The 21430-nt window shown below is 59.2% G+C and carries 18 protein-coding genes; 11 read left to right on the forward strand and 7 right to left on the reverse strand.

Annotation, left to right across the window (positions count from 1 at the left end; all coding sequences use genetic code 11):
• The first annotated feature begins 8 nt into the window (after positions 1-8).
• On the forward strand, positions 9-944 hold the full coding sequence (locus CU102_RS07705; protein ID WP_106710539.1) for a dimethylarginine dimethylaminohydrolase family protein: 936 nt from the start codon (positions 9-11) through the stop codon (positions 942-944).
• Positions 945-987: 43 nt separating this feature from the next.
• On the forward strand, positions 988-2412 hold the full coding sequence (locus CU102_RS07710; RefSeq protein ID WP_106710540.1) for an aldehyde dehydrogenase family protein: 1425 nt from the start codon (positions 988-990) through the stop codon (positions 2410-2412).
• 30 nt (positions 2413-2442) lie between these two features.
• Here CU102_RS07710 and CU102_RS07715 read toward each other — a convergent pair whose 3' ends face one another.
• Genes CU102_RS07715 through CU102_RS07730 form a run of 4 tightly spaced genes read right to left on the reverse strand, consistent with a single transcriptional unit; the run spans position 2443 to position 6735 of the window.
• Positions 2443-4029: a 5-guanidino-2-oxopentanoate decarboxylase gene (locus CU102_RS07715; protein WP_106710541.1), complete on the reverse strand. Its 1587-nt coding sequence runs from the start codon at positions 4027-4029 to the stop codon at positions 2443-2445.
• Positions 4026-5213 carry a pyridoxal phosphate-dependent aminotransferase gene (locus CU102_RS07720; RefSeq protein WP_166648355.1) on the reverse strand — a complete coding sequence of 396 codons (1188 nt, stop codon included), beginning with the start codon at positions 5211-5213 and terminating at the stop codon, positions 4026-4028. The genes CU102_RS07715 and CU102_RS07720 overlap by 4 nt, the downstream gene beginning before the upstream one ends.
• On the reverse strand, positions 5213-5869 hold the full coding sequence (locus CU102_RS07725; protein ID WP_106710772.1) for a TetR/AcrR family transcriptional regulator: 657 nt from the start codon (positions 5867-5869) through the stop codon (positions 5213-5215). Before CU102_RS07725 ends, CU102_RS07720 begins: the two co-directional genes overlap by 1 nt.
• Positions 5866-6735 carry a dimethylarginine dimethylaminohydrolase family protein gene (locus CU102_RS07730; RefSeq protein WP_106710543.1) on the reverse strand — a complete coding sequence of 290 codons (870 nt, stop codon included), beginning with the start codon at positions 6733-6735 and terminating at the stop codon, positions 5866-5868. The genes CU102_RS07725 and CU102_RS07730 overlap by 4 nt, the downstream gene beginning before the upstream one ends.
• Before the next feature lie 174 nt (positions 6736-6909).
• Between CU102_RS07730 and CU102_RS07735 the strand changes: the two genes are divergently transcribed.
• The 9 genes from CU102_RS07735 to CU102_RS07775 all read left to right on the forward strand — a co-directional run bounded on the left by CU102_RS07735 (position 6910) and on the right by CU102_RS07775 (position 17626).
• Positions 6910-7728, forward strand: coding sequence for an ABC transporter ATP-binding protein (locus CU102_RS07735; protein WP_106710773.1), 819 nt, complete (start codon positions 6910-6912; stop codon positions 7726-7728).
• A gap of 59 nt (positions 7729-7787) precedes the next feature.
• Positions 7788-8570: a transporter substrate-binding domain-containing protein gene (locus CU102_RS07740; protein WP_106710544.1), complete on the forward strand. Its 783-nt coding sequence runs from the start codon at positions 7788-7790 to the stop codon at positions 8568-8570.
• A gap of 121 nt (positions 8571-8691) precedes the next feature.
• Complete coding sequence (locus tag CU102_RS07745) at positions 8692-9405, forward strand: ABC transporter permease (protein WP_106710774.1); 714 nt, start codon at positions 8692-8694, stop codon at positions 9403-9405.
• Positions 9405-10256: an ABC transporter permease gene (locus CU102_RS07750; RefSeq protein ID WP_106710545.1), complete on the forward strand. Its 852-nt coding sequence runs from the start codon at positions 9405-9407 to the stop codon at positions 10254-10256. The genes CU102_RS07745 and CU102_RS07750 overlap by 1 nt, the downstream gene beginning before the upstream one ends.
• Positions 10257-10442: 186 nt before the next feature.
• A complete protein-coding gene (locus CU102_RS07755) occupies positions 10443-12446 on the forward strand; it encodes a CocE/NonD family hydrolase (protein ID WP_106710546.1) in 2004 nt (667 codons plus the stop codon).
• A 127-nt stretch (positions 12447-12573) separates the two neighbouring features.
• A complete protein-coding gene (locus CU102_RS07760; protein WP_106710775.1) occupies positions 12574-14163 on the forward strand; it encodes an ABC transporter substrate-binding protein in 1590 nt (529 codons plus the stop codon).
• Positions 14164-14173: 10 nt separating this feature from the next.
• Positions 14174-15133: an ABC transporter permease gene (locus tag CU102_RS07765; protein WP_106710547.1), complete on the forward strand. Its 960-nt coding sequence runs from the start codon at positions 14174-14176 to the stop codon at positions 15131-15133.
• A 10-nt stretch (positions 15134-15143) separates the two neighbouring features.
• Complete coding sequence (locus CU102_RS07770) at positions 15144-15968, forward strand: ABC transporter permease (protein WP_106710776.1); 825 nt, start codon at positions 15144-15146, stop codon at positions 15966-15968.
• Positions 15968-17626, forward strand: coding sequence for an ABC transporter ATP-binding protein (locus CU102_RS07775; RefSeq protein WP_106710548.1), 1659 nt, complete (start codon positions 15968-15970; stop codon positions 17624-17626). The genes CU102_RS07770 and CU102_RS07775 overlap by 1 nt, the downstream gene beginning before the upstream one ends.
• Here CU102_RS07775 and CU102_RS07780 read toward each other — a convergent pair.
• From CU102_RS07780 to CU102_RS07790, 3 genes are read right to left on the reverse strand one after another with little or no spacing between them, the layout of a single operon-like run.
• Positions 17623-18573 (reverse strand): alpha/beta hydrolase, encoded by a 951-nt coding sequence (locus CU102_RS07780; protein WP_106710549.1) that lies wholly within the window; start codon positions 18571-18573, stop codon positions 17623-17625. The genes CU102_RS07775 and CU102_RS07780 overlap by 4 nt on opposite strands.
• Positions 18570-19352: a carnitinyl-CoA dehydratase gene (locus CU102_RS07785; RefSeq protein WP_106710550.1), complete on the reverse strand. Its 783-nt coding sequence runs from the start codon at positions 19350-19352 to the stop codon at positions 18570-18572. The genes CU102_RS07780 and CU102_RS07785 overlap by 4 nt, the downstream gene beginning before the upstream one ends.
• Positions 19349-21427, reverse strand: coding sequence for an acetate--CoA ligase family protein (locus CU102_RS07790; RefSeq protein WP_106710551.1), 2079 nt, complete (start codon positions 21425-21427; stop codon positions 19349-19351). The genes CU102_RS07785 and CU102_RS07790 overlap by 4 nt, the downstream gene beginning before the upstream one ends.
• Between the last annotated feature and the right edge of the window lie 3 nt (positions 21428-21430).

The following is a 21430-nucleotide window of genomic DNA, read 5'->3' on the forward strand; positions in this document are numbered from 1 at the left end:
ATAGTCCAATGACACGACACGAACAGGACTTTGCGGCCGACGCTTTCACGCTGAAGCGGCGCAATGCCAATGGCGGCACCAAGCCACTCAAGGGCTGGGGTTTCCGCAATGAAACGGATCCCCTGACAGATGTCCTGTTGGGTTCACCTGCCTTCTTGCGGCACATGGCGACAAGCTCATTGTCACGCAAACATTTGCGCGAGGCGCCGAGCAACATCCAGGTGGCGCAGGCACAGCACAAGGAGCTCGTCGCAGCCTATGAACACTTTGGCGTCAGGATTCACTGGCACGAGCCGGAACCGGAATTGCCGATGCAGGTCTATTCGCGCGATTCCAGTGTGATGACGCCCTATGGCGCAATCATTACTGCCATGGCCAACTGGTGGCGTCGCGGTGAGAACTATGCCGCGATCCGCACCTATGAGCGGTTAGGCATACCGATCTACGACATGGTCACCGCAGGCACCTTTGAGGGCGGCGATTTCAACGTTATTGAGGAAGGTTGCGTTCTGATAGGTTGCGGCGGCGCCCGCACGCAGGAGGAGGGTGCCCGCCAGGTGGAAGACTGGTTCCGCAAGGAGGGCTGGGAAACGCGCCTCGCCTTCATCGACGAATATTACGTCCATATCGATCTGATGGTCGTGCCAATCGCGCCCAAGCTTACGGCAGTCTGTCTTGCCTGCACCGAGCCCGAAATTGTCGACTGGCTCAAATCAAAAGGCCATGAAATCATTGACGTGCCGTTCCAGCATACGATGAATCTTGGGTGCAACTTCATGTCACTCGGCAAGGACCGCATCATCGCGCCGACATCTAGCAAGACCCTGATCGATAAGCTAAGGGCGACGGGTTTCGAAGTTGCTGCGGTCGATATGAGCGAAATCTCCAAAACCGGCGGCGGCATTCACTGTATGGCGCAGGCGCTCTTGCGTTCACCCGATTGATGGTCAGAATGGCTGGATAATCAGGATTCTGGAGGAACCTTTCATGCTCGACAAACGCAAGTTCTACATCAATGGCGAGTGGGTACCTTCTCTTGAAGCCAATGATCTGGAAGTGATCAATCCGGCGACGGAACAGCCGGTTGCGGTCATTTCAATGGGAACAGCAGCGGATATCGACCGGGCGGTTGCTGCGGCAAAGAAGGCGTACCAGAGCTATAGCCAGACCTCCGTAGAGGAACGGCTGGCGTTGCTGGAAAAGCTGCTGGCAATCTACAAGCGCCGTTACGACGAGGTGGCGCAGACCATTACGCTGGAACTTGGCGCGCCGATCACCATGAGTACGCAGCAACAGGCTGATGTCGGTGTCGGGCACCTGCAGGGATTCATCGATGCGATGAAGAAGCTGCACATGCGCGAAGAACTGCCGAACGGTGACGTTCTTGTCCGCGAGCCGATCGGGGTCTGTGGCCTGATCACGCCATGGAACTGGCCGATCAACCAGATTGCCTTGAAAGTCATTCCGGCGCTGGCAACGGGCAGCACCTGCGTCCTGAAGCCGAGTGAGTTCACGCCGCTCAACGCCATGCTCTATGCCGAGATGATCGATGAGGCCGGTTTCCCGGCTGGTACGTTCAATCTCGTCAATGGGGATGGTGCGACGGTTGGTGCTGCGCTTTCAAAACACAAGGATGTTGACATGATGTCCTTCACTGGTTCGACGCGCGCAGGCATCGCGGTCAGCAAGGACGCTGCCGAAACGGTAAAGCGAGTCACGCTCGAACTTGGCGGCAAGTCCCCCAACATCGTGTTCGAGGATGCTGATCTCGAGGATCGCGTCACTGGCAGTGTGATTGAATGCTTCAACAACAGCGGGCAGTCTTGTGATGCGCCAACACGCATGCTGGTGCAGCGCTCGGTCTATGACAAGGCGGTCAGAATTGCGCAGGCAACTGGACGCGAGGCTCGGGTGGGCAATCCGCAAGAGGAGGGCGATCACATTGGGCCGCTGGTCAGCCATATCCAGTATGGCAGGGTCCAGAACCTGATCGAGGCTGGAATTGCCGAGGGCGCACGCGTTCTTGTTGGCGGCGCCGGCAAGCCAGAGGGTTACGAGACGGGTTACTTTGTGCAGCCGACCATCTTCGCCGATGTGACGAATGACATGCGTATCGCCAAGGAAGAAGTATTCGGCCCGGTGCTGGCGCTCATTCCTTTCGATACCGAGGAGGAAGCCATCGCCATAGCCAACGATACGCCCTACGGGCTTGCCGCCTATGTCCAGACCGCGGACGCCAAACGTGCCGAGCGTGTCGCGTCAAAGCTGAAGGCGGGCATGGTCCATATCAATGGCGGGCCCCATCGCTATGGCAGCCCGTTCGGCGGCTACAAGCAATCCGGCAATGGCCGCGAGGGTGGAAAGTTCGGCCTCGAGGATTTCCTCGAGATCAAGACCATCCACCGGCCTTAGTGCCTAGACCTGGTTGATGGCTCCAAGCCATCAACCTATCAGGTTCTCATCGATTTCAATCAGATAGGGCTGCTTGCTCGCCTTGGCCTTCAACAGCGCGGCCGGAAGGTCATTAATGTTGGCGAGGCGTTCAGCTGGCACGCCATAGGCCTCGGCGATCTTGATATAATCCGGGGCGGACGGGCGCACGCCGACAGGGTTGATATCGACTTCAACCATTGCGCGCTCGATTTCCTGATAGCCCTGGTTGTTCCAGACGATGAATATCATCGTTACGTTTTCATCGACAGCTGCCCCGAGCTCGCCGAGGACGAACTGAAAGCCGCCATCGCCGACGATGCAGATGGTCGTTGCCTCCGGCTGGCCGAGAGCAGCACCAATGGCGGCGGGCGGACCAAAGCCAAGCGCGCCGAAGCCGGTGGCCGCATTGAACCAGCCGCCGGCACGGTCATGATCGAAGTACAAGTTGCCGGCATAAATCGCCTGTGTGGAATCGCCGATGATCAGCGAATTGGGCAATGTGTCACGCAGCGTATTGAGGAAGTGCACCTGACCTTGTGTTCGGCTGCCAACTTCCGCCCAGGCGGCGTCGCGCGTCTGCCTGGCGCGCGCTTCCCCTGAACGGGCGTTGCGGCCTGCGGGCAGTGCGGCAGCAAGGTCTTTGACGGTCTCCCTTGCCGATGCTTCGATCGGCATGAAGGCTGGCCAGCGATCAAGCTGCGCAGCGTCGATATCGATACGCACGAAGCGCTTTAGCTCCGGGAAACCGCCGTCGCCATACATGTCGTAGTCGGTCGGGCCCATTTCTGTACCGATGGCGATGACCAGATCGCTGTCCCCCAACAGTTCCCGCACCGCCTTGAGACTTGGGCTCGCCGGTACGAGCAAAGGATGGCCATGCATGATGCCGCGCGCATTGGTGGTCGAAACGACGGGCGCATCAAGTTTCTCGGCCAGCGTTGCCAAATCGTCCGCTGCTTCCTTGGCGCCGCCGCCGATCAGGATCACCGGGCGTTCGGCGGCAAGGCACTGGCGCGTCAGTTCGGCCATTGCTTCTGGCGATGGATGGGGAATTGGCGCATCTGCCGGCTCGCGCCTGGCGTTCTCGAGCGGTAGCGCCATCACATCCAGCGGGATCTCGATATGCACAGGACCGGGCCGCCTTGAGGCGAAGAGCGCGAATGCCCGTGCCAGAACGATCGGCAGTTCGTCCGGCTTCTCTATCCGGTGCGAGAACATAGCAACCGTCTGCAGCATAGCACGCTGATTGGGCAGTTCATGCAGGAAGCCCATGCCCTTGCCGAGAGACTCGCGCTGGTTCACTCCGGAAATCACCAGCATCGGGATGGAATCGGCGCGCGCCTGGCCCATGGCGGTGATGGTATTGGTGATGCCGGGCCCGGTGATGACGAAAGCAACACCGGGCTTGCCGGTGGCCCGCGCATATCCATCGGCCATGAAGCCCGCACCCTGTTCATGGCGCGGTGTGATGTGCCGGATCTTTGAGCCAGCAAGGCCGCGGTAGAGCTCAATCGTATGAACGCCGGGGATGCCGAAGACAGTGTCGACATCGTAGGATTCAAGCAAATGGACAAGGGCTTCACCAACAGTGGTCATGCGGATTTCCGTTGTTGCAGGCGGGATGCGAGGCGGACGATGCCGGCGCAAGCGGCATCGATCTTGTCATCGGCGACACTGAGGCTCAAGCGAAGGTAGCCTGATAGATTCTCGCCAAAGGATTCGCCCGGCATTACCGCCACGAATTCCTCTTCGAGGAGACGCATGGCAAAGTCATTGCCGGACAGGCCCGTGGCGCGAATATCGGCGAGGATGAACATGCCAGCTTGGGGCACCTTGGAGATAATCCCCGCAACGCCATCGAGGCGCTGGGATATCTTCTGTGCACGTCGCAGGAAGCTCGCGCGCATGGTAGCAGCCGCCTCGGACGGCTGGCCGAGCGCATAGGCCGTCATATCGGCGATGAAGGGCTGGACGCCAAACAGCATGGATTCTGACAGTGGCAGTAATCGCCGTGTGAATTCCTTAGGTGCGACGCACCAGCCGCTGCGGAACCCCGGGGCCGCGTGTGACTTGGAAATGGACGCAACGGCAATGGTGCGCTCTGCGAGTTCTGCGCGATCGAGCGGCGACGTGAACTTGCCGTCGAAAATCAGCAGCTCGTATACCTCGTCGGAGACGATCCAGAGATTGTGTTTGCGGCAAACCTCGCCGATCTCCGCCACTTCCTGTGCGCTGAGGACTGCGCCTGTCGGATTGTGCGGGGTGTTCAGCAGGAGCACCCTGGACTTTGGCGTGATGACCTTTTCAAGATCGACCGCCTGCATGCGGAAACCTTTTTCCGGCCGAAGCGGCACCGAAACCCGGGTAGCGCCGGTTGCGCGCACAACACCGTCATAGGTAGCGTAGAGCGGATCTCCGGTGATGATCTCGTCGCCTTCCTCGGCAAGGCCGAGCATGACGAGGGACAGTGCCGTTTGTGTGCCCGGGAAGCACATGATGTTTTCCGGATCGATCTGACGGCCAGTGCGGGCTGTGTATTTGGCGGACAGCGCCGCTAGAACAGCGGGCTCGCCGCGACCATTCGAGTAGCCGGTGCGGCCCGCGCGCATGGCTTTGTCGGCTACGTCAATCATGTCAACCGGTGTCGGTATGTCTGGTTCGCCGATAGTCAGCTCTATGATGTCGTGGCCAGCACGCTTCATTTCGCGCGCACGAATGTGGACTGCCCATTTATCGGAGCCCAGTCCGGCGAGGCGATCGGTAACAGACGCAAAGCGCATCATGTCGCTCCCCCTTCAGCTTTGAGTGAAATTCCCAGTACGGCTTCGATAGCGGTAATGCCGGTGTCAGCCAACTCCCCGTCCGCGAAAATATCCCCCGCCAGACAGCCCTCCAGCCACAAACCATCGATGATCGCGTTGACGGCAATGGCGTGGCGGCGCGTGTGGTTTGGCAGTGCAGGCTTTTCGGCGGCAAGCAAAGCCTCGCGTATAAGCGCTTCCAGTTCGTCGCGAAACGCAAGATAGCCGTCGCGATGCGCCATCGCCATGGCCGGATCGGCATGAACCAGCGTGATAAATCCGGCCCAGAGGGAGAGATTGTAAGGATCCATGATCGGTTGACCAAGGTTTGCCTTCACGAAGGCAGCAAGTCGGGCGCGCGGGTCGTTCTCTGCATTTTTTAGAGCGTCGCTCGCCTGAACAGTCATGCGGTTCATCACGGCGCGGTACGCGGCGCCGATCAACTCGTCCTTGGTCGGGAAATAATAGCGGATCAGCCCTGCCGTCACGTCGGCGCGCAAGGCTATTTCTCGTACCGTGGCTCCGGCGAGCCCGCGCTCCGCCACGCATTCGAGCGTCGCTGCGATAAGGTCCTCGCGGCGTTTGTCCTCGCCTTCACGGCGAAAACTCTTGCGGGGAGCGGAGTTGAGCTTCATTGGCGCCATACGGGTCTGGTCAGGCAGGTCGGACCGCCTTCGCAAGCAATGCACAATGCGTCCGCCTCAAAGGTCGTTACCGTGCAGCCAGCCGCTTCCATTGCTGCTTTTGTTCCCTTAAATCCAGCTACGGCGATGACCTGATAAGGGGCAGTTGGCAGGACGTTGAGATTGAGCCCGTTGCTGGCAGCAAACTCTTCCTCGGGAGCTACAACAAGCCGGATGCCGCGTTCCTTCAGCAGTTGGTAGAACGCCGCCGGCAGGAGAGGCAGGTGTACCAGCGCCAGATCCTCGGCGAGGGGAGAGATGATCGACATCAGATGCAGACAGGCTTCTTCGCCATGCCAAAGCGGTAGATCGAAACCGAGCACAGTGATGCCGAGGGGCTTCAGGATTGCGGAGAGCTGTTCGATGCCGGACTGGTTGGTACGTACGCCGCGCCCGACAGCCAAGGTTTTGCTGTCTACCCAGACGCAATCGCCGCCTTCGACGGTGCCCGGCGCTTCGATGCGGCCGAGAACAGGGACATCCATCTCGCGGTAGGTTTTGTGATGCAGATCGGGCTCATCGAGGCGCAGGCTCTTGCCCATGCGCAGGAGCACCGCGCCTTTATCGGTGACGAGTGAAGGATCATGGGTAAATATCGAATCCGAGAGGGCATCATTGCCGTCGCGTATCCAGGTAATGTCGGCACCGGACCGGGCGACAAGATCGGCGAAGACCTTGTGCTGCTCGGATGCCCGGCGCGGATCGAACTGCGGCCCATAGTGCCAGACGTCACGCTCGGCGCCGGCCATGACCCTGTCCGGCATGCGCATTATGACGCGTTTCAAGGGAAGGGCCATGGACTGCGAACCGAATGTCATGTTTTGGGGGTGCTCTCGAAAAATTGCTGGTCAGTGTATTTATACGCTTGCATAATTAGATCGCAAGTGGTGTGATGGGCTAAATTCGGGCGATCAAGACCCATGCTGACAAAAGAGGCGGATCGAACAACTGATGATTGAGCATGCACGACAGCTATGCGCGGAAATCCCGGAATGACGGCGAGTGTAGCCGTTGCGGCGGATCCTCTCCAACCGGGCGTGCCTGAACAGGCTGAAGCTATCCACATCGAGAACCTGCACAAGCGGTTTGGCGCCCTTGAAGTGCTCAAGGGCGTTTCCATGTCCGCCAAGGACGGCGATGTCGTAGCCATGATCGGCGGCAGCGGCTCGGGCAAGTCCACATTCTTGCGCTGCATAAATTTCCTTGAAAATCCCACCAGCGGCGTCATTCGCATCAACGGCGAAGACGTGAAGATGGTTAGCGACGGCCACGGCGGTCAGGTACCGGCCAATCGCCGCCAGATCGAGCGCATTCGCAGCCGGCTCGGCATGGTATTCCAGAATTTCAACCTGTGGCAGCACATGACGCTGATCCAGAATGTCATCGAAGTGCCGGTGCATGTGCTCGGCATGAAGCGCGATGAGGCCATGGCCATTGGCGAGCAGCTTCTCGAACGCGTCGGTCTTTCAGCCAAGCGCGACGTCTATCCCGCCTATATGTCAGGCGGGCAGCAGCAGCGGGGTGCAATCGCGCGGGCGCTTGCCATCCAGCCACGCGTCATGCTGTTCGATGAGCCGACTTCGGCGCTCGATCCGGAACTAGTCGGCGAGGTCTTGAAGGTCATAGCCGACCTCGCGAAGGAGGGCCGGACGATGCTGCTGGTCACCCACGAGATGAAGTTCGCCCGCGAAGTGGCGAGCCATGTGATGTACCTGCACAATGGCATCGTCGAGGAGGAAGGACCTCCTGAACAACTCTTCGGATCGCCAAAATCTGAACGTTTGAAGCAGTTTATTCGCACTGTTTCATAAGTGACTAAAAGCAATACAGGGAGCAACCCTGGGGAACAGTTGAACCAATGGAGATGAGAATGAAGTCTTTTCTGAAAACTACGGCAGCAGCCGTTGTGCTTGTGGTTGCCGGCCTTGGCGCAGCCAATGCCGAACAGGTCAAGGTTGGCATTGCCGCCGAACCCTATCCGCCCTTCACGTCGCCGGATGCATCGGGCAAGTGGCAGGGCTGGGAAATCGACATCACGATGGCGATGTGCGCGGCGGCCAAGCTTGATTGCGTCATCACGCCGGTTTCGTGGGACGGTATCATTCCGGCGCTGACGACGAAGAAGATCGACATCATTGCGAGCTCCATGTCGATCACCGCGGAGCGCGAGAAGACGATCGATTTCTCGGACAAGTATTACAATACCCCGACGGTCATTCTCGGCTCCAAGGAAGAGAAGATGGATGCGACGCCCGAGGGCCTGAAGGGCAAGATTTTGGGCGTGCAGGTTTCGACCGTGCATCAGGCCTATGCGAAGAAGCATTTCGCTGACACTGCGGCCGAGATCAAGGAATATCAGACGCAGGACGAAGCCAATCAGGATCTGGCAGCCGGACGTATCGACGCTACCCAGGCGGATGGACTGGCGCTGGAAACCTTTGCTGCGACCCCTGAAGGCAAGGCCTGCTGCGAAATCAAGGGCAAGGTCGCCGATGATCTCGAGATCCTCGGACCCGGCGTTGGCGTTGGCATACGCAAGGGCGATACGGCGATGAAGGAAAAGTTCAACGCGGCAATCAAAGAGATCCGGGCCAACGGGAAGTATGACGAGATCTCGAAGGAGTACTTCACGTTCGACATCTACGGAGGCTGATTGAGTTTGGGCCGGAGCTGGGTTTCCAACTCCGGCCTTTTCATTGTTCGAAACCTGCATTTGACGCTGAATCGAGGACGGCTTGGCCGACGCATCGATTATCCCCGCCGGAATTACCGGCATGTTCGATCTTCTATCTCCTGTTGCGCCAGGATGGGGTGCCAATCTTTTGCGCGGGCTGGTGCGGTCGCTGCAGATTGCCTTCGGCGCGTTCGGCATGGGCCTGATTATCGGAACTTTCGGCGCATACGCGAAACTCTATGGCGGCCCGATCGCACGCGATCTGGCGGCAATCTATACGACGCTGGTACGGGCAATTCCGGAGCTGGTGATGATTATCCTGCTCTATTATGCGGGGACGGACCTGATCAATCGCATCCTTGAGGGGATGGGCTATCAGCGAGTGGATATCAGCGGTCTCGTTGCCGGTATTGTCGTGCTGGGATTTGTCCAGGGCGCCTATGCTACGGAAGTGCTGCGCGGTGCGATCAAAGCCATCCCGCAAGGCGAGATCGAAGCGGCGAGGGCCTACGGCATGCCGCCTACGCTGATGATGCGCCGGATCACGCTGCCGGCCATGCTCCCGCACGCGTTGCCCGGACTTGCCAATCTCTGGCTCATTTCGACGAAGGACACAGCGCTGCTTGCAGTCGTTGGCTTCAGCGAACTGACACTGGAAACGCGCCAGGCTGCCGGAGCGACGAAGGCCTACATGACCTTTTATCTGGCCGCCGGTGCGCTCTATCTGCTTATCACGCTATTTTCCAGCGTCATTCTTGAATGGGTCGAGAGACGGGCGCGGCGCGGCATGCCTTCGGTGAAGGAGGCGCACTGATGTCCAATGCGCTTGGTGAAACCGAAATTGAAGTTCCGATAGAGACATTTCCGATCCACAAGGAGAAGGACCCGAGCCGTCAGGCCAGCAGGCTGCCGCCGCATCGTATCGTCCTTATTCTCATTGGACTGGCGCTTGTGGCTTCGGCGGCGTTGTTCATGCGCTGGGACTGGCTGCCGCAATATGGCGGTCTCATCTTGCAGGGCTTATGGCGGACAATTTGGATACTGGTCGTGACGGTCGTCCTTGGTTTCCTGCTGGCGGTGCCGCTTGGTCTGGCACAAGCTTCCGGACCCGCTATCCTGGCCATTCCGGCGCGTGCGTTCTGTACGGTCATTCGCGGTACGCCGCTGCTCGTTCAGCTTTGGCTGCTCTATTACGGCCTCGGGTCGCTTTTCCCGCAATATCCGTGGATTAGAGGATCCGAGCTCTGGCCGTACCTGCGGCAGGCGTGGCCCTACGCTGTTCTCGCGCTGACCTTGTCTTATGCCGGTTACGAAGGGGAGGTCATGCGCGGCGCTTTTGCGAGCGTCCCCAAGGGGCAGTTGGAAGCGGCGCGGGCATTCGGCATGCGGCGCTTTACAATCTTCCGTCGCATCTGGCTGCCGCAAGCTATCCACCGAGCCCTGCTTACGCTTGCAGGCGAGGCCGTTCTTCAGCTGAAATCCACCCCGCTGGTCGCGACAATCACGGTCGTTGATCTCTATGCGGTGGCCTCGCGCGTGCGTCAGGATACGTTTTTAACCTATGAGCCGCTGTTGCTGCTTGCCGCGGGGTATCTGGCCATAACCGCTATCATCGTTTTTCTGTTCCGGCGCGTCGAAAGGCTGATCCCGTCGAAGTTAGGATAATTGCGGCGTGGCGCAAATTGTTGGACTTATGTCGCAGTGTTTGGTGCGTGCCTTTGGGCAGATGCGCATAGTGTGGGCAAAAGGAACGCCTCGCAAAGACGAGAAAATGGGATTCATGTTGTCGCCGGGCGCTGCGCCGGCGGGCATTATCTATTTTCAACTCCGTCGTGGGGACGAAAGGTGGTAATGCGGACGGTCGAGACTTTTCAGCATAGGATCACTGAGCAGGCCGACATGGGTATTGTCTTGCCCGACGGCTGCCGGCTTTCGGCGAGAGTCTGGATGCCAGACGATGCCGAGCAGACCCCGGTTCCTGCAATTCTCGAGTTTCTCCCTTATCGCAAACGCGACGGCACCACGGCGCGGGACAACCTCACCCACCCCTATTTTGCCGGCCATGGCTATGCCTGTCTGCGCGTCGACATGCGCGGCAATGGCGACTCCGAAGGTCTGACGGAGGATGAGTATTCCGAGCAGGAACTGGCCGATGCCTGTGAGGTAATCAAGTGGATCGCCGCGCAGCCGTGGTCGACCGGCGAGGTTGGCATGATGGGCATTTCGTGGGGCGGCTTCAATTCGCTGCAGGTTGCCGCGCGCCAGCCGGAAGCACTCAAGGCGATCATCACGCTCTGCTCGACCGATGATCGTTATGCCGACGATATTCATTACAAGGGTGGCCTGCTGCTGAACGAAAATCTCGGCTGGGGCGCAACGATGCTCGCCTACTCATCGCGCGCGCCAGACCCGGCACTCGTTGGCGAGAAATGGCGCGATATGTGGCTCGATCGGCTCGACAACGAGCCTTTCCTGCCAGCCGTCTGGCTCAACCATCAGACGCGCGACGCCTATTGGCAGCGCGGTTCGGTCTGCGAGGATTTTTCGGCGATCAAGGCGGCAACTCTCGCCGTGGGTGGCTGGGGCGATGCATACAAGAATGCTGTGCCGCGCCTGATCCAGGGCATCTCCGCGCCCGTCAAGGGCATAACCGGTCCGTGGGTGCACAAATATCCGCATTTTGCAGTGCCGGAACCGCGTATCGGCTTTCTGCAGGAAGCGCTGCGCTGGTGGGATCGCTGGCTTAAGGACATCGACACAGGCGTCGAGCGGGATCCCGCCTATCGCGCCTACCTGATGGACTCTGTCCGACCGAAGAGCTGGTACACGGAACGGCCAGGATACTGGATTGCAGAAGACCAGTGGCCGTCGACGAATATTGCCAACAAAGTGCTGCACCTGCAGGCTACACATTCGCTCGCATCCGAAGCATCGGGCGGGTTTTCCCACCTGATCTTGTCGCCGCAGGATTGCGGCATGATGGGCGGAGAATATTGCGCGATATGGCTCGGACCGGAGATGCCTGGGGACCAGCGCCGCGACGATGCGCTTTCGGTTTGCTACGACACGGTTCTGCACAAGCCGATCGATATCGTCGGTGCACCCGAAATCGCCTTGAAACTATTGAGCGACAAGCCGGTTGCCATGGTCGCGGTGCGGCTTTGCGATGTGCATCCGGATGGCGCATCGACGCGCATCACCTATGGCGTGTTCAATCTTTGCCATCGCAACGGGCACGACAGGCCGGAGCCGCTTGTGCCCGGAGAACCCATCGATATCAGCGTCAAGCTTGACGATATCGCCTATCGCGTACCGGCCGGGCACACATTGCGCGTAGCCGTTTCATCTTCCTATTGGCCCATGGTCTGGCCGTCACCGGAACACGTCAGCCTGACCATCCGGTCAGGCCAAATCAGCGTTCCTGTGCGTGAAACCGCGACTGGCGACGAGTGGACCTTCCCGGAACCGGAAGCAGCATCACCGTGGCAGATTGATACGTTGCGTGCCGGGGGCAACAAACGGTCGGTGGAGCACGATCAGGTCAGCGGCAAGATCGCCTTGCTCATCGAAGACGACTTCGGCGAGGCACGTGACAAGGATCACGGCCTCATCCATGGTGGCATCGCCCGAGAGCGCTGGGAAATCCATCCCGACGATCCTCTTTCCGCCCATGGCGAGACTCATTGGACTGAGGTGTCCGGTCGTGACAGCTGGCGGATCCGGACGGAGACATTCACGACGATGCGGTCTGACAAGGACAATTTCTATCTCACCGGCCGTATCGAGGCCTACGAAAACGATAACTTGGTGTTCGATCGGGATTTTGCCGAAACCATCGCGCGCCAATGCATATGATTCAGCGGCAATGGCCGGAGGAACAATTTACTAAATCAATGGGTTGAAATTCACGGGTATCAAGTCGCATTATCACAAAAACCAGATTTGGACGCGAGGCGTTCCAAGGATCAAAAAGGGGAATGGTATGTCAAACGAACTCGATTATCTTAGCCGCAAGGTTGCTCGCGGACATCTGTCCCGCCGTGACTTCCTTGGCCGCGCCGCTGCTCTAGGCGTCACCACGGTCTTCGCCAATTCCCTGCTGTCGAGCGCGGCGCTCGCGGAAGGTCCGGTCAAGGGCGGCACCCTGAAGGCCGGTATGACAGGTGGCGCTTCCACAGATAGCCTCGATCCGGCCAGCTGGCAAAGTCAGGTCCCTTACAAATTTGGCCGCCAATGGGGTGAACAACTCGTCGAAATTCAGCCGGATGGCAAACTCGAACCGAAACTCGCCGAAGAGTGGGGGTCATCGGACGATGCCAAAGTTTGGACATTCAAGATCCGTAAGGGTGTTCAATTCCATGATGGCAAGGAGATGACCCCGGACGACGTCGTCGCCACGATGGAACGCCATTCCGACGCCAACTCGAAATCCGGTGCGCTCGGCATCATGGGCGGCATCGAAAACGTGAAGAAAGACGGCGATACCGTTGTTTTCACACTGAAAGAAGCCAATGCCGATCTGCCGTTCCTGATGGACGACTACCATCTGATGATTCAGCCGAATGGCGGGAAGGACAAACCGGCGGCCGGCATCGGTACGGGCCCGTACAAGGTTGTGACGGAACAGCCGGGCGTACGCCATATAGGTGAAAAGTTCGCCAATTACTGGAATGGCGACAAGCGCGGCCATGCTGACCAGATCGAAATCATCGTCATCAACGACGCCACCGCCCGTACCGCTGCGCTGCAGTCCGGTCAGGTGCACATGATCAATCGCGTTGAGCCGAAGATCGTCGATCTGGTCAAGCGCGTCCCGGGCGTCACAATCCAGAATGTTGCGGGCAAGGGGCACTACGTTTTCATCGCTCACTGCAACACCGCGCCGTTCGACAACATGGATCTGCGGTTGGCACTGAAATATGCGATGAACCGCGAAGAGATGGTGAAGACCATTCTGCGCGGCTATGGTTCCGTGGGTAACGATACGCCGATCAACAAGGCGTACCCGCTATTCTCGGATGATCTCGAACAGCGCAAATATGATCCCGACAAGGCAGCATTTCACTACAAGAAGTCCGGTCACGATGGTGCGGTGCTTCTTCGTACTTCCGATGTTGCATTTCCCGGCGCAATCGATGCGGCGCAGCTTTATCAGCAGAGCGCTGCCAAGGCTGGCATCACCATCGAAGTCAAGCGCGAGCCGGGCGATGGTTATTTCTCGCAGGTATGGAACAAGCAGCCATTCTCCACATCCTACTGGGGAGGACGACCCACCCAGGACCAGATGTATTCGACGGCCTATTATTCCAAGGCCGACTGGAACGACACACGCTTCTTCAACGACAAATTCGACCAACTGCTGATCACGGCACGTGGCGAACTGGACGAGGGCAAGCGCAAGCAGATGTATCGCGATATGGCCGTTATCGTTCGCGATGAGGGCGGCGTGATCGTACCCATGTTCAACGATTTCATCGACGCAACCAGCGCCAAGGTCGGCGGTTGGGTGCCGGACGGCAATCAGGAGATGAGCGGCGGTTACGCATTGTCGCGCTGCTGGCTGATCGCGTAGAGGTTGGCGGATGAGTACGCCTGTCCTTAAACTGGTCGCCCAGCGCATTGCGATGGGCGTACTCCTTCTCCTTGCCGTCTCCGTGCTGATATTTATCGGCACGCAGATCCTGCCTGGAGACGTGGCGCAGTCCATTCTCGGACAATCCGCCACGCCGCAAGCACTTGAAAACCTGCGGCGTGACATGGGCCTCAATGATCCAGCCTATATCCGCTACTTCCGTTGGCTTGGCGGTGTCCTGACTGGCAATCTCGGCACAGCTCTCTCCAGCGGGCAGGACATCGCCACGTCGCTGAAGGACCGGCTGTGGAACACGCTGTTCCTCGCCTCGGCGGCGGCGGTGGTTTCGGTTCCGCTGGCAATCGGCCTCGGGCTGCTCGCAGTGCGCTACCGAAACGGCCCCGTAGACAAGATCATATCCGGGCTTGGTCTCGCCTCGACATCATTGCCGGAATTCTTCACCGGTTATCTGCTGATCTACTTCGTTGCCGTGCAGTTGCAGTGGTTTCCGAGCGTCTCGACAGTTTACGAGGGGATGCCATTTGGTGAACGCCTGAGCGCCATTGCCCTGCCGGTTACGGTGCTGACGCTTGTTGTTCTCGCACACATGATGCGCATGACCCGAGCGGCAATCCTCAATGTGATGCAATCTGCCTATATCGAGACGGCTGAGCTCAAGGGGCTGACGCCATTCCAGATCATTACCCGTCACGCTTTTCCTAATGCGATCGCGCCGATCGTCAACGTCGTCATGCTCAATCTCGCATTTCTGATTGTCGGCGTGGTCGTCGTCGAGGTTATTTTTGTCTATCCCGGCATGGGACAATATCTGGTCGATCACGTTGCCAAACGCGACGTTCCGGTCGTTCAGGCATGCGGGCTGGTTTTCGCGGCTGTCTATATCAGCCTCAATATTGTTGCTGATATCGTGGCGATTGTTTCCAATCCCCGCCTCAGACATCCCAAGTGAGGCCGTGCAGATGCTGAATATAAAGACCATACCGATCAGCGCATGGATCGGCCTCATCATCACAGCGCTGTTTCTCTTTGCGGCGATCTTCGCCCCCTGGGTTGCGCCATATTCAGTTGGCGAAACAGTGGGTGACGTGTGGGAGCCCAGTTCAGCAAAGTACTGGCTCGGCACCGATAATCTAGGGCGTGATCTGCTGTCGCGCATGATCTATGGCGCGCGTATCACCATTTTCATCGCCGCTATGGCGACGGCATTGTCGTTTATCCTGGGTTCTGTGCTCGGTTTTGCGGCAGCGGTGATAGGCGGCTGGTTCGACCAGCTCATGTCGCGCTTCGTCGATCTGATCATGGCAATTCCGACGTTGATCTTCGCACTGGTGGTGCTTTCGGTGCTGCCTGCCAACGTCGTAACGCTTATCCTGGTGATGGGCCTGCTCGATGCCACGCGGGTGTACCGGCTGGCGCGCGCCGTCGCGGTCGATATCAATGTGATGGATTTCGTCGAGGCGGCAAAATTGCGCGGCGAGGGACGCATGTGGGTCATCTTCCGGGAAATCCTGCCGAATGCACTGACGCCGCTGATCGCCGAGCTCGGGTTGCGGTTTATCTTCGCGGTGCTGTTTCTTTCAGCGCTGTCCTTCCTTGGGCTAGGCGTGCAACCGCCGGACGCGGATTGGGGCGGCATGGTCAAGGAAAACAAGGAAGGCATCGTCTTTGGCATTCCGGCGGCGCTCATCCCGGCTGCGGCAATTGCCGTCCTTGCCATTTCAGTTAATCTGGTTGCTGACTGGATACTCAATCGTACCACCAGCTTGAAGGGAGGGCGCGGCTAATGGCCAAACGTCCCGTAGACAGAAGTGGAACCCTGCTCGATATCCGCAATCTGCGTATCGAGGCGACGAGCTACCCTCCCGGAGAACCGCCGCGCAATGTCGTCATTGTCGACGGTGTTTCCGTAAAGGTCGAGCGCGGCAAGGTGCTGGGGCTCATTGGCGAGTCCGGTGCAGGCAAGTCGACTATCGGCCTTTCCAGCATGTGCTATGGGCGCGGCGGCGTGCGGATTACCGGCGGCGAAGTCCTGCTCAATGGCCGCGACATATTGAAAGGCGGGCCAAGACTGTTGCGGCAGGTGCGCGGCCGTGAAGTCTGCTACGTTGCGCAATCTGCTGCCGCAGCCTTCAATCCCGCGCGCAAGCTGATGGATCAGGTGGTCGAGGCGGCGCTCTTGCACGGCATATGCTCGAAGGCCGTAGCCGAGAAACGTGCGATTGGGCTGTTCAAGAAGCTTGGCCTGCCCAATCCGGAAACCTTTGGTCAGCGCTTTCCGCATCAGGTGTCAGGCGGACAATTACAGCGGGCCATGACCGCGATGGCGCTGTGCTCGGAGCCGGATCTGATCGTGTTTGACGAGCCGACGACGGCGCTCGACGTGACCACGCAGATCGATGTGCTGGCTTCGATCAAGGATGCGATCCGCGACACGAATGTTGCGGCCCTTTACATCACCCATGATCTCGCCGTCGTGGCGCAGGTGGCGGATGACATCATCGTCTTGCGGCACGGCAAGAAAGTCGAATACGGCGATACGCATCAGATCATCAAGGAACCGCGCCAGCAATACACCAACCAGCTGGTCTCGGTGCACCATATCCCGCACGAGCAAAACAACCCGACCGACGCGCCGATCCTGGTCGTCAACAATGTCACGGCGGCCTATGGCGGCGGACTGGTGAAGGTCCTGAAGAACGTCTCGGTGGACATCCATCTTGGCCAGACACTGGCCGTCGTTGGCGAATCCGGTTCGGGTAAATCCACGCTGGCCCGCGCGATCACCGGGCTGTTGCCGCCGATGGAGGGCAGTATCACCTTCAGTGGACGGACCCTGTCACCGCGCCTTGCCAACCGTACCCGCAATGATCTGCGCGAGTTGCAGATGATCTACCAGATGGCGGACACGGCGATGAATCCGCGCCAGACCATCGGTACGATCATCGGCCGGCCGCTCGAGTTCTATTTCAAGATGAGGGGAAAGGAGCGCGACAGGCATGTCACCGAACTCCTCGAAAAGATCGAAATGGGTAAGGGCTTTGCAGACCGGTATCCGGCCGAGCTCTCCGGCGGTCAGAAGCAGCGTGTCTGTATTGCGCGCGCTCTCGCCGCAAAACCGAAGCTCATCATCTGCGACGAGGTCACGAGCGCTCTCGACCCGCTGGTTGCGGATGGAATATTGAAGCTTTTGCTCGATTTGCAGAAGGATGAGAATGTTGCGTATCTCTTCATCACGCACGATCTCGCAACGGTGAAATCGATCGCCGATTCCATCGCCGTGATGTATCGGGGCGAGGTGGTTCGCTACGGGCCGAAGTCGGAAGTCCTGGCACCTCCATTCGACGATTATACCGATCTGTTGTTGTCGTCAGTTCCAGAGATGGAGCTTGGCTGGCTTGAGCACGCGATGAAGCACCGCCGTATGGCGAGCGCCGGGAACTAGAGCTGGCCGGGCCAGCGGCCCTGGCCAAGCAGATGTACCACCGTCACAATGCGCCGGAAACTGGAGCGGGCCCGCTCGACGCTGTGGCGCGCACGCAGATAGGCGTGCACCAGACCGGGCTCGTTGTTCCAGATTGCCTTGCCGCCAGCCGCCAGGATCTTGTCGCGGTAGTGGCGGCCATCGTCCGACAGCGGATCGCATTCGGCTGAAACGACGACAGTGGCCGGCAGATCGGCGAAATCCGTGTCGTTCAATGGTGCAAAACGCGGGTCGGTCGACCAGTTGAAGCCGCCGCCGCGGACTTTGAAATAGTAAAGCGTGTCCCGCGTTGTCAGCATGGGCGCTTCGGCGTGGGTCAGGTAAGAGCCTTGATCGGTCGCCCCGCCGAGCCCGGGATAGATGAGAACCTGGCCAATCGGCGCGCGTTCATGGCGGCGCACATGATGCGAAACCGCTGCCGCCAGATTGCCGCCGGCACTGTCGCCGCACAGGACTATCGGCAAATCTGAAGTAGAAGCGACGTGCTCGAAGGCGGCAAGGCAATCCCTGAACGCGGATGGATGCAGGTGTTCGGGTGCAAGCCGGTAGTCGACCGAGATCACGCGGAAGCCTGTGCCATCGCACAATTCGGCGCAGACATCGTCGTGACTCTCAAGTCCGCCAACGACGAAGCCGCCGCCATGAAAATAGAGGCAGATGGCTTCCGGTTCGACATCACGTTTGTTGTAGATGCGGATGGGGATTTTGCGATCGCGAGCATCGATGAAGTGATCAGTCGACGATACCACCTCAGGATAGCCGGCAAAGAACCCGCGGCACATGGTGTCGTAAACCTCCCGCTGCTGGGCAATCGAAAGGTCGATGGCATCGGGTGGGTAGAACCTGTCGGTGCGTTCTATGAACGCCCAGGTTTCCTCGTCGATCAATATGGAATAGTCGGTGGTCATTTCCCCTTCCAGACGGGCTCGCGCTTTTCGGCGAAGGCCTTGAAGCCTTCCTGGCCATCTTCGGATGCGTAGAGCGTGTCGACTGTACGGAATTTGCGCTTGGTAATCCAGTTCATGGCTTCCTGGAAACCCATGCTCTCGGCTTCGCGCGCCACTTCCTTAATGGCGGCGAATACCAGCGGTGGCCCGCTTTCGAGCATACGCGCAATCTCCCAGACGCGCTCCATTAGTTTGTCTTTCGGCAGAACTTCATTGACCAGCCCCCAGCGGTGCGCCTCGGTAACGTCCATCCAGCGACCTGTTAGCAGCAGATCCATGGCGACATGATAGGGGATGCGCTTCGGCAGCTTGACCGTTGCGGCATCGGCGAGGGTGCCTGCGCGGATTTCCGGCAAGGCAAAGCTGGAATGGTCGGAGGCATAAATCAGATCGCAGGAGAGGGCGAGTTCAAAACCGCCACCCACCGCCATGCCATTGACAGCCGCGATGACAGGCTTGTTGAGGTCGATCAGTTCTTGCAGACCGCCGAAGCCGCCGACGCCATAATCACCATCGACCGCATCGCCGCCGGCTGCGGCCTTCAAGTCCCAACCGGCGCAGAAAAACTTGTCGCCTTCGGTTTGCACGATGGCGACACGCAGTTCGGTATCGTCACGGAACTTCTTGAATGTTTCGCCCATCAGGCGGCTCGTCGTCAGGTCGATGGCATTGGCTTTTGGCCGGTCCAACGTGACTTCGAGAATGCCACCTTCGCGGCGCGTCCTGATTACATCGCTCATTTCAGCTCTCCCTTTGTCACCAGCAGCGCATCGGCGATCCACGCGCCTTGTCCCTTGCCGCAGACCAGCAGCGGATTGATATCAAGTTCGACAATTCGGCCAGAATTGTTCACGGCGAATGCCGCAATGCCCATGATTGCTTCAACAGCAGCGTCAAGATCAGCCTTGGGCTTGCCGCGGTAACCATCGAGCAACGGGAACATGCGCAGCGAGCGCAGTGCCGTGTCGATATCCTCGCGGCTGGAAGGTAGCAGCAGAGTTGCCGTATCCTGCAGCAATTCCACCAAAACCCCACCCGTACCGAGGGTCATGACCGGACCGAATTGCGGGTCGTCGATGATACCGACGATAAGCTCGGCAACCGCCCCGGTCACCATCCCCTCGACATACAAGCCGGAGCCAAGACCAGCGAGATCATCGGAGGCGGATCTGACCGCATCGGCATCCTTCAGATTGAGCCGAACGGCGTTCTGTTCGGATTTGTGGGCGATGCCAAGCGCCTTGAGCGCGACCGGATAGCCGAGTACGTCGGCAATGGCGACGGCCTCCATAGTCGTGGTGCAGCGCTGTCCGTCCGGCACGGGAAGCCCGGCACTCTTGAGAACGGCCTTGGCTTCGGCTTCGTCCGGGGTGCGTGTGCGGCCTTCAGCTTGGTCCTCGGGAACCGCCACGGGAGCGGCAAGTGGCATCTTCCACGCCTTGCCTATGAAGGCTGCGGCTTCGGCGGCATCGAAGGCTTCGGTGATACCGCAGAGCGGTGCGATGCCTGTCGCCATCAGGCCGGACATGTATTCCTCCGGAATGTTCTCTGACAGCGAAGCGACGATGGCGCCCTTGGCCGTGTTGGTTCGCAGCGCGTTTTCAAAGCCTCGAACGGTCGACCACCAATCCACGTCCGAACAGCGATCCTTGCGCGGAAAATCGAGAACGAGGCAGCTCAGAGAAAAACCGCCGGATACCATGGCGGTGAAGGTCTCCGTAAGCGCCGGCTCATTGTTCCAGATGAAGGTGTGATAATCGAGCGGGTTGGCGACGGCGACGAATGCTCCGAGAGTGGATTTGACCCGCGCGCGATGCTCGGACGTCAGTTCCGGAAATTTGACCGCTCGCCCTTCGGCGCTATCGGCCATGACCGAAGCCTCACCGCCGGAACAGCTCATGGAGCAGAGCGTGTTACCGTCGAGCGGGCCGTGCACATGCAGAAGCTTCAATGTTTCAAGGAAGGACGCGATCGAGTTGACGCGCGCGATGCCTAGCCGCTTGAGGAAGGCATCGGAGGCCGCATCGGATCCCGCCAGTGAGGCCGTGTGCGAGACCGTCGCCGCCCGTGCCTGCGCCGAACGCCCAACCTTCATGGCGACGATCGGCTTGCCGAGTTCCCGGGCACGTTTGGCCAGAAGCTCGAATTTTGGTGCCGATTGGAACGCCTCGATATGGAGGCCAAGCGCTGTAACGCGTTCATCTTCGAGAAGTGCAATCGCCATGTCCGGAAGACCGGTCTGCGCCTGGTTGCCCGCCGTCATGACGTGGGCGATGGGCAGCCCGCGCGTCTGCATCGTCATGTTGATGGCGATGTTGGACGATTGGGTGATGATGGCGACGCCGCGTTCGTCAGCGCCAAGCCGCCGCCCGCCATGCTGGTCGGGCCAGAGCAGCGCGCCATCGCAGTAGTTGATCAGCCCGTAGCAGTTGGGCCCGATGATCGGCATATCGCCAGCCGCTTCGACAAGCTCTTCCTGCAACCTTGCGCCATCCGCATCGTCGGCGCCGGCTTCGAGAAAGCCCGAGGCATAGCAAACGGCAACGCCCGCGCCGGCTTCACGCAGGTCGCGCACGATATCGAGGGTGAGAAAGCGATTCACGCCGACAAAGGCAGCGTCGGGGCTTCCGGGCAGATCGGCGACGGACCGGTAGACCTTGAGACCGCATATTTCATCATGTTTGGGATGGACCGGCCAGATCTCGCCGGAAAAGCCCATTTTCTGTGATTGTTTGATGACTTCGGCGGCTTGCAGACCGCCGAAGACAGCAATGGTTTTCGGCCTGAGCAGACGATCGAGCTTATGCGATGCCATCGA

This window comes from Phyllobacterium brassicacearum, assembly GCF_003010955.1.
GTDB classification, from domain to species: domain Bacteria; phylum Pseudomonadota; class Alphaproteobacteria; order Rhizobiales; family Rhizobiaceae; genus Phyllobacterium; species Phyllobacterium brassicacearum.

Bases quoted from the DNA above. Each gene is read 5' to 3' on its own strand.
- CU102_RS07705 (WP_106710539.1), top strand. From the start codon at position 9: ATGACACGACACGAACAGGACTTTGCGGCCGACGCTTTCACGCTGAAG.
- CU102_RS07710 (WP_106710540.1), top strand. From the start codon at position 988: ATGCTCGACAAACGCAAGTTCTACATCAATGGCGAGTGGGTACCTTCT.
- CU102_RS07715 (WP_106710541.1), bottom strand. From the start codon at position 4,029: ATGACCACTGTTGGTGAAGCCCTTGTCCATTTGCTTGAATCCTACGAT.
- CU102_RS07720 (WP_166648355.1), bottom strand. From the start codon at position 5,213: ATGCGCTTTGCGTCTGTTACCGATCGCCTCGCCGGACTGGGCTCCGAT.
- CU102_RS07725 (WP_106710772.1), bottom strand. From the start codon at position 5,869: ATGAAGCTCAACTCCGCTCCCCGCAAGAGTTTTCGCCGTGAAGGCGAG.
- CU102_RS07730 (WP_106710543.1), bottom strand. From the start codon at position 6,735: ATGACATTCGGTTCGCAGTCCATGGCCCTTCCCTTGAAACGCGTCATA.
- CU102_RS07735 (WP_106710773.1), top strand. From the start codon at position 6,910: ATGACGGCGAGTGTAGCCGTTGCGGCGGATCCTCTCCAACCGGGCGTG.
- CU102_RS07740 (WP_106710544.1), top strand. From the start codon at position 7,788: ATGAAGTCTTTTCTGAAAACTACGGCAGCAGCCGTTGTGCTTGTGGTT.
- CU102_RS07745 (WP_106710774.1), top strand. From the start codon at position 8,692: ATGTTCGATCTTCTATCTCCTGTTGCGCCAGGATGGGGTGCCAATCTT.
- CU102_RS07750 (WP_106710545.1), top strand. From the start codon at position 9,405: ATGTCCAATGCGCTTGGTGAAACCGAAATTGAAGTTCCGATAGAGACA.
- CU102_RS07755 (WP_106710546.1), top strand. From the start codon at position 10,443: ATGCGGACGGTCGAGACTTTTCAGCATAGGATCACTGAGCAGGCCGAC.
- CU102_RS07760 (WP_106710775.1), top strand. From the start codon at position 12,574: ATGTCAAACGAACTCGATTATCTTAGCCGCAAGGTTGCTCGCGGACAT.
- CU102_RS07765 (WP_106710547.1), top strand. From the start codon at position 14,174: ATGAGTACGCCTGTCCTTAAACTGGTCGCCCAGCGCATTGCGATGGGC.
- CU102_RS07770 (WP_106710776.1), top strand. From the start codon at position 15,144: ATGCTGAATATAAAGACCATACCGATCAGCGCATGGATCGGCCTCATC.
- CU102_RS07775 (WP_106710548.1), top strand. From the start codon at position 15,968: ATGGCCAAACGTCCCGTAGACAGAAGTGGAACCCTGCTCGATATCCGC.
- CU102_RS07780 (WP_106710549.1), bottom strand. From the start codon at position 18,573: ATGACCACCGACTATTCCATATTGATCGACGAGGAAACCTGGGCGTTC.
- CU102_RS07785 (WP_106710550.1), bottom strand. From the start codon at position 19,352: ATGAGCGATGTAATCAGGACGCGCCGCGAAGGTGGCATTCTCGAAGTC.
- CU102_RS07790 (WP_106710551.1), bottom strand. From the start codon at position 21,427: ATGGCATCGCATAAGCTCGATCGTCTGCTCAGGCCGAAAACCATTGCT.